General features: G+C 42.8%; 7 protein-coding genes. 3 read left to right on the forward strand and 4 right to left on the reverse strand.

Annotated elements, in window-relative coordinates; genetic code table 11:
• Positions 1–104: 104 nt before the first annotated feature.
• The 4 genes from HYS07_07465 to HYS07_07480 all read right to left on the reverse strand — a co-directional run bounded on the left by HYS07_07465 (position 105) and on the right by HYS07_07480 (position 4,508).
• Complete coding sequence (locus tag HYS07_07465) at positions 105–1,265, reverse strand: ABC transporter permease (GenBank protein ID MBI1871013.1); 1,161 nt, start codon at positions 1,263–1,265, stop codon at positions 105–107.
• Between the two features lie 212 nt (positions 1,266–1,477).
• Positions 1,478–2,632 carry an FtsX-like permease family protein gene (locus tag HYS07_07470; protein MBI1871014.1) on the reverse strand — a complete coding sequence of 385 codons (1,155 nt, stop codon included), beginning with the start codon at positions 2,630–2,632 and terminating at the stop codon, positions 1,478–1,480.
• Between the two features lie 2 nt (positions 2,633–2,634).
• Entirely contained in the window at positions 2,635–3,324 is a 690-nt protein-coding gene (locus tag HYS07_07475; GenBank protein ID MBI1871015.1) for an ABC transporter ATP-binding protein, read from the reverse strand.
• A gap of 17 nt (positions 3,325–3,341) precedes the next feature.
• Positions 3,342–4,508 carry an efflux RND transporter periplasmic adaptor subunit gene (locus HYS07_07480; protein ID MBI1871016.1) on the reverse strand — a complete coding sequence of 389 codons (1,167 nt, stop codon included), beginning with the start codon at positions 4,506–4,508 and terminating at the stop codon, positions 3,342–3,344.
• Positions 4,509–4,796: 288 nt separating this feature from the next.
• Between HYS07_07480 and HYS07_07485 the strand changes: the two genes are divergently transcribed.
• From HYS07_07485 to thiS, 3 genes are all read left to right on the forward strand, one after another.
• Positions 4,797–5,597, forward strand: a complete 801-nt coding sequence (locus HYS07_07485) for a thiazole synthase (GenBank protein ID MBI1871017.1) — start codon at positions 4,797–4,799, stop codon at positions 5,595–5,597.
• On the forward strand, positions 5,594–6,703 hold the full coding sequence (gene thiH, locus HYS07_07490; GenBank protein ID MBI1871018.1) for a 2-iminoacetate synthase ThiH: 1,110 nt from the start codon (positions 5,594–5,596) through the stop codon (positions 6,701–6,703). Before HYS07_07485 ends, thiH begins: the two co-directional genes overlap by 4 nt.
• Positions 6,704–6,829: 126 nt before the next feature.
• Positions 6,830–7,030 (forward strand): sulfur carrier protein ThiS, encoded by a 201-nt coding sequence (gene thiS / locus HYS07_07495; GenBank protein ID MBI1871019.1) that lies wholly within the window; start codon positions 6,830–6,832, stop codon positions 7,028–7,030.
• Positions 7,031–7,075: the final 45 nt, after the last annotated feature.

Here is a 7,075-nt window from a genome sequence, read left to right on the forward strand (position 1 = left end):
GTAGGGGTCCGATTCACCTGTCCCGAGCTATGTCGAAGGATCGGACCCGTTCCTTGAGTGTCGGATCGCATGAATGCGACCCCTACAATGTCTCCCAACTCATTTCATTCCTCCCTTAATGCGGTTGCCATTTTAACCTTACAAGCCGATCGAGCGGGAAGAATCCCTCCAAGAAGGCCCATCACAAGCGCAAAAAGAAAAGCCTCAGAGAGAATTCCTAATGTCACTCGAAATTGAAAGGTGATTTCCGAAAACATCGGGCTTAAAGTGGTTAGGGAAATTCCATTGACAACAAGTCCCATCAAAGATCCGACAAGGACCCCTCCCAAAGCAATGAGCCAAGACTCAATTAAAATAGCTAATAAGATATTTCTATTTTTAAATCCCATAAATCGCAAAGTTGCAATTTCCTGAATTCTTCCTGCGACCGCAGCATACATTGTATTCATGCCACCAAAGATCGCCGCAATGGCCATGAGTAGTGCCACAATATTGCCCAAAACGTGGATTTGAGAGAGGGCCTCGCTTTGCTCTTCATAATACTCAATCTCTCCCATGGCCTTGACATGGAGACGAGGATCATCCGTCAACCTTTGATTAAGTTCCTTCTCTTCTTTTATACTTTTAAGCTTAATCGTCACGCAAGAAATTTGATCTTTCCTTTGATCTGACAATAAATCATTGAGATCCACCCAAATTTCAGAATCATAAGAGGTTCCATTCCCATCTAAAATTCCAACCACCGTCCATTCCCCACGGCTAAACCTCAAATGGTCTCCGACCCGATATCCCCCCAACCTTTCAGCGACGGCCCGGCCCATGACCATCCCTGATCCAGCCAGATTAGAATGACCTTCGCTCACACGAACATTTTCATAAACTTTGAAAGCGATGGGAAGAACGCCTCGAAAACGTGTGGGTTTGCGTTGACCTCTTCCATTTTTAACAGGGATGGGAATTCCAATATGATATTCGGGAGAAACCAAGGGCTCACCTTTAGAGGTGGTCTTTGCTTCTGGAATCGCTTTAAGCTGAGTCAAAATCTCTCGATCTAAAACACTGAATTCAGTTGCAACACTTCCATCCCGCATCAAAATGATATTATCCACTGAGCCCGTCGATATCACAGCCGACCGTATTCCTTCCGTAAAGGCCATGAGACAAATAAAAATGCCCACGGTGAGTCCCATGCCAACAATGGTCATGGTCGTCGTTGTTTTACGAACCCATAAATTGCGAATGCTGTATTTTAAAGGCAAAGCCATAATTTAATGTGCCTATGTATGAATAAGTTTTGACACCAACTGTAAAAATCCAAAAATCAAACATCAAAAATCAAAATGACAAATCAAAATTTAAAATGTCTCCCTTTAGTAGCATTTTAAATTTTGGATTTTAATATGTCATTTTGCATTTTGATTTTTGGATTTTAAATTTATTAAAACTAAAACCTAGACCCTTATCCTTTATCGCTTATTTATCCCACTCTTCTTAACGTATTTGTAATCGAAAGCCTCGCAGCATGAAGGGCAGGAACGAGTCCGCTTGAGAAACCAATAGCGATAGAAATGATGAGCCCTATGGCTAGCGTTTCTGGATCCACCACAAAATAGCTAAAAGGTCCCAATCTTAAAGAGACCCCATAAAATTTAAAGAAAAAATAAGCTCCAAAAGAACCCAGAGCTCCCCCGACAAAGGAAAGCAAGGTCGACTCTGACAGCAATAAACTTAAAATGAGTTGGCGGGTAAAACCCAAACTCTTTAAAACAGCAACCTCGCGAGAGCGCTCCCGCATCGACATTGCAATGGCATTGGCCGTAATTGAAACACTGGAAACAATCACCAAAAAAGAAATGGTTCGAATAATCCATTCAATGGGACTAAAAGAAGACATAAAATCGCTGAACGCAGCTTTTTCAGTTAAAGTTTCTGTCTGGACAGGCCGATTCTCGAACATCTTGTCGATTTGGGATGACAAATGGGCAATCACATCTAAGCTAGGGATTCGAATGGCCACACTGTGCGCAACATCTGGACGGCCCAAGACCTCATTCAAATAATCATAATGAAGAAGAATATTATCCGCTGCAATCCCGCTGGGAACCACTCCTACAATTTTAACTTCAAGCCTCGCATTCGCATTGGCCGCATCAAGTGTCACGATATGACCCACCTTCCACCCATAACGATCCATCACCTGTTTTCCAACCAAGGCAACGGTTCGGTCTCCCTTTTTAAAAGCCTCGCGCTCAACTTCAGGAATGTCCTTAAAATCCTTTCTCATCCAATCAATCCCTTGTGGTGTAATCGAAATGGTAAAGATCGGTTCTTCCCCCTCTTTCTTGGGTCGAATAATCACAAAAAGATTGGTGGATAAATCCAACACCTCTGGAATTTTACGAATTTCACCGATATAAGAAAGCGGAACTCCCCCATTCATAAAGGTGGCATGCCTATCTCGAGTAATCACGACCAAATTCTTTTCTGTTTCAGTCATAAATCTGCGGAGGGTCGATAGCACACAATCCAAAGCACAAAAAAGAAAGAGGGAAACCCCAATATTAAGAAGGGTCAAAAAACTCCTCCGCTTACTTCTAAAGATATTTCTAATAATTAAAGGGATGAAACGCATTTTTACTGTCCCCTTTCCACCAAATCTCCCTTTTCCAAATGGAGGGTTTTCTTTGCATGAGAAGCCGCCTTTGGATCATGGGTCACCATCAGAATTGTCTTTTTGAACTCTTGATTCAAGAGTTCAAGAAGTCTCAAGATTTCTTGAGCGGACTTAGCATCTAAGTCTCCGGTCGGCTCATCGGCCAAGACAATTTTAGGATCCGCTACAATCGCTCGAGCAATGGCCACCCGCTGCTCCTCTCCCCCTGAAAGTTGATTGGGAAGATGTTTCATTCGGGCCTCTAGCCCAACAATGGTGAGCACCGTCTTCACCCGTTGGGCCCGTTCAGCCTTCGACATTTTGAGGAGTAAAAGAGGAAGTTCCACATTTTCAAAAGCGGTGAGAACAGGAATTAAATAATAAAACTGAAAAATAAAACCAACTCGCCTCGACCGCCAGGCCGCTAATTGAGTTTCTGAAAAGGGAGTGATATCCGTATCTTGAATAATCACTTGCCCCGTACTGGGCTTGTCAATTCCAGCGATCAGATTAAGAAGCGTTGATTTTCCGGATCCTGAAGGGCCCATCAAGGCTAAAAATTCACCTTCCGTAACGGATAAATCCAGGTCCTGTAAGACATGAAGCCGTTCACTGCCTCTTGAGAATTCCTTGCTCACTCCTTTAAGCTGAATAATGCTATCTGTGTCCATGATCTTCCTTCTCTTTCCTATTTCACTCTGACCCTGACCTTGATCCCATCTGAAAGAACCTTTTCGCTTTTAATAATCAATCGATCTCCCTCAGCCAATCCTGATTTCACCTCGCACGATTCACCTTCCTTCGCGGAAGAGAGCTCTATCCATTTCTGAATGGCCTTCCCATCGTTCAAAATGAAAACAGAGGGTGATCCATCTTTTTGAACCGCTGATGCGGGAATCAAAATTCTGGGCGTCAAACTTTCTTCAGACACCTTTTTTTCAGACAAGAACGTCAACTTTGCGCTCATCTGAGGCTTTAGCTTTTCATCCCGATCCAAAATTTTTACCTTCACTTGAACCGTTCCCTTTTGCCGATTAGCCATCGGTGCAATCTCCTCGACTTCTCCTTTATAGGATTGACGCCCCGTCGCATCCACCGAAACCACGACCCCTTGTCCAAGATCAATTTGATGCACATCAGATTCAGAAATATCGGCCTCCACTTGTAAATGATTTAAGTCCGCAAGCTTGTAAATCCCTGTGTCTTTCCCAGCCTGAAGTTCAAGATTGGGATTTACAATTTCCCCAATCTCTGACAAGCGTTCCAAAACAATTCCATCGATCGGAGAAATAATCTGGGTGTTTTTCCATTGTGCCTCCGCCAATTTTTTTTGAGCCTTTTTAACGTGAAAATCTGTTTTTGAACGGTCAAAATCAGCCTGACTAATCACTTTTTCAGCAAATAAATTTTGCGCCCTCTTTAAATTCGATTGAGCTTCTTTCAAATTTGCTTTTGCCAATTCTAGTTGCGCTTCTGCTTCATCATCATCCAATCGAGCAAGAAGATCACCCAACTTTACATGAGCCCCTTCTTCAAAAAACATCTCCTTCAAGCGACCTGGAATTTTTGGCCCAATCACTGCCTCCGTTTTAGAAATAACATACCCTCCTGCAGTTAGAATCTGAGAGTTTGAAAAGGGGCGAGATAGGGATATTTCCATCACTTCAACTTCAATGGGGCGGGTCGTTCTAAAAGCTCTTAAAGAAAGACCTGCCGCACATAAAAGCCCAACAACCAGAAACCATTTCCATGGAATTTTCCATTTTGATTGAGGCTTCGTAACAGAAGAAGCCTCATCTTGAATCACCAAACGTTTCAAATTGCGAAGCCTCACATCATCTTTGGTTTCATCCATACAGTTTTCATTATACTGTAGAAAGAAAAAGAATATAGATTAAAATAAACTGTAAGCGATAAGCGATAAGTGGTAAGTTTAAGTGGGTTGTATTAGGAATGGAAAGAGTATATAAACATAGACATACTCGTTTTCGTAGCTAATTTAAAACTCAAAAATCAAAATGCAAAATGACATATTAAAATCCAAAATTTCTAGTGCTATTGCAAGGAAAATATTTTAAGTTTTACATTGTCCGACAAGATTTTTGATGATTGATTTTTGGATTTTCATGGTGGAGATACATCAATGAACAATGAGTTAACCTATACAAATCAATCTCTCAAAATTGCTAACCGTATTTTCCGCTCAAGACTTTTGATTGGAACAGGAAAATTCTCTTCCGGGAAAATCATGGCTGAAGCGATTGAAGCTTCAGGAGCAGAGTTGGTTACAGTGGCTCTGAGACGAGTCGATCTGACCCATCCTGAAGAAAATATTTTGTCATTTATTGACCCCAAAAAATACCTCCTTCTCCCTAATACTTCTGGAGCACAAACGGCTGAGGAAGCGGTACGGCTAGCCAGACTGGCTCGAGCCGCTGAGATTTCAAATTGGATAAAATTAGAAGTTACCCCTGATCCCCGCTATCTTCTTCCAGACCCGATTGAGACCCTAAAAGCTGCTGAAATTCTCGTGAAAGAAAATTTTGTTGTCCTTCCTTATATCCATGCCGATCCTATTCTCGCAAAACGTCTCGAAGAAGTGGGGACAGCAACGGTCATGCCCCTGGGGTCCCCCATCGGATCGAATCAAGGAATTCGAACCAAAGAATCCATTCAAATTATCATTGAACAAGCTAAAATCCCTGTCGTGGTAGACGCAGGCCTTGGAAGTGCATCGGACGGCGCTGAAGCCATGGAAATGGGAGCTGACGCTGTTTTGATTAATACCGCCATTGCGACATCTCTTAATCCTGTCCTCATGGCTACTGCATTTAAGCTTGGGGTAGAGGCTGGACGAAAGGCTTTTGAGGCTGGGCTTTCGCCTCGTCGTTCTACCGCTCAAGCTTCAAGCCCACTGACAGGTTTTTTGGAGCCTGTTTCATGAGTTTCGCTTCTATTCTCGAAAAGCTTCCTCTGGACCTCTTCGTAAAAATTTTACAAGAAACGACCCCTGAAAAAGTGAAACAAAGCCTGAATGCTCCTATCAAAAAAATAGAAGATTTCATTCATCTCATTTCTCCTGCGGCAACTCAATCTCTTGAGAAAATGGCCCAGGCTTCTCACGAACTTACGCTTCAGCGATTTGGACGCATCATTCAATTTTATGCTCCCCTCTACGTTTCCAATGAATGTGTCGACACGTGCACATATTGTGGGTTTAACCGTGAAAATGAAATTGTCCGTTTGACCCTCAAACCTTTAGAAGTTCTGAAAGAAGCTCGTTTTCTGATGAAACAAGGATTTCGCCATCTCCTATTGGTTTCAGGAGAACATCCCCGATCCACCCCTCCTGAATATATTGCGGAAGTCACTCGACTCCTCCATAAAGAAGTTTCTTCTCTTTCTCTTGAGCTTGCGCCACAGACCGAGGAAATTTACCGTCAATGGGTTCTTGCAGGGGCTGATGGATTGGTGGTCTATCAGGAAACGTATCAAAAAGACATGTATGCCCAAGTTCATTTGGCTGGAAAAAAGAAAAATTTTCTCTGGCGCTTAGAGACTCCTGAACGGGGAGCGGCTGCCGGAATGAAACGTCTTGGGATTGGAGCCCTGCTTGGACTTTCAGACTGGAGAAAAGATGCCATTGCTTTAGTCACTCACGCCCAATACCTTCTTAAAACATGCTGGCGATCAAGCCTGACCATCAGCATCCCCAGAATTCGGCCTGCTGTAGGCGGTTTTACCCCTGAATATTTCATTTCTGATCGCGAATTTACCCAACTTATTTGTGCCCTCAGGCTTTGCCTACCCGATGTAGGGATTGTCCTTTCGACAAGGGAACATCCCAAACTTCGCAACGGACTTATTTCCTTGGGTGTTACCCAGATCAGCGCCGGTTCCAGAACCGAACCCGGTGGTTATGAAAATCCCAATGCTGCCGGCGAACAATTTGAAATTGAGGATACCCGTAGCCCCCAAGAAATGGCTGAAACTGTACGCAAGCTTGGATATGAAGCTGTTTGGAAAGATTGGGATGGGGCACTCAATTAAAATTTCGGATTTCGAATTGCGAACTTCGGATTTAAAAACAAAAGTTATTTTTTGCTTTCTAAATATTCATTCCTAACATCCGAGATTCGACATCCGAAATCCGAAATGAATAAAAGAGGAACAATTATGGAAATTATTCTCAATGGTCAGAAGAAAATATTAGATAAAAAAATGTCGCTCATCGAATTGATTCATCAACTCGGGTTAGACGAAAAATGGGTGGTAGCAGAATTGAATGGCGAAGCCCTCATTAAAAAGGATTATGTTCAAACTTTTCTTTCAGCGGGGGACCATATCGAACTGGTCCGTGCGGTTTCAGGAGGATGAATTTAAATTGCGGATTTCGAATTGCGGATTGCGGATTTAAAAGCA

This window comes from Chlamydiota bacterium (assembly GCA_016178055.1).
GTDB lineage: Bacteria > Auribacterota > JACPWU01 > JACPWU01 > JACPWU01 > JACOUC01.

Excerpts from the sequence above, each read along its gene's own strand:
- thiH (MBI1871018.1), top strand. The coding sequence starts at position 5,594 with ATGAGTTTCGCTTCTATTCTCGAAAAGCTTCCTCTGGACCTCTTCGTA.
- HYS07_07485 (MBI1871017.1), top strand. The coding sequence starts at position 4,797 with ATGAACAATGAGTTAACCTATACAAATCAATCTCTCAAAATTGCTAAC.
- thiS (MBI1871019.1), top strand. The coding sequence starts at position 6,830 with ATGGAAATTATTCTCAATGGTCAGAAGAAAATATTAGATAAAAAAATG.
- HYS07_07465 (MBI1871013.1), bottom strand. The coding sequence starts at position 1,265 with ATGGCTTTGCCTTTAAAATACAGCATTCGCAATTTATGGGTTCGTAAA.
- HYS07_07470 (MBI1871014.1), bottom strand. The coding sequence starts at position 2,632 with ATGCGTTTCATCCCTTTAATTATTAGAAATATCTTTAGAAGTAAGCGG.
- HYS07_07480 (MBI1871016.1), bottom strand. The coding sequence starts at position 4,508 with ATGGATGAAACCAAAGATGATGTGAGGCTTCGCAATTTGAAACGTTTG.
- HYS07_07475 (MBI1871015.1), bottom strand. The coding sequence starts at position 3,324 with ATGGACACAGATAGCATTATTCAGCTTAAAGGAGTGAGCAAGGAATTC.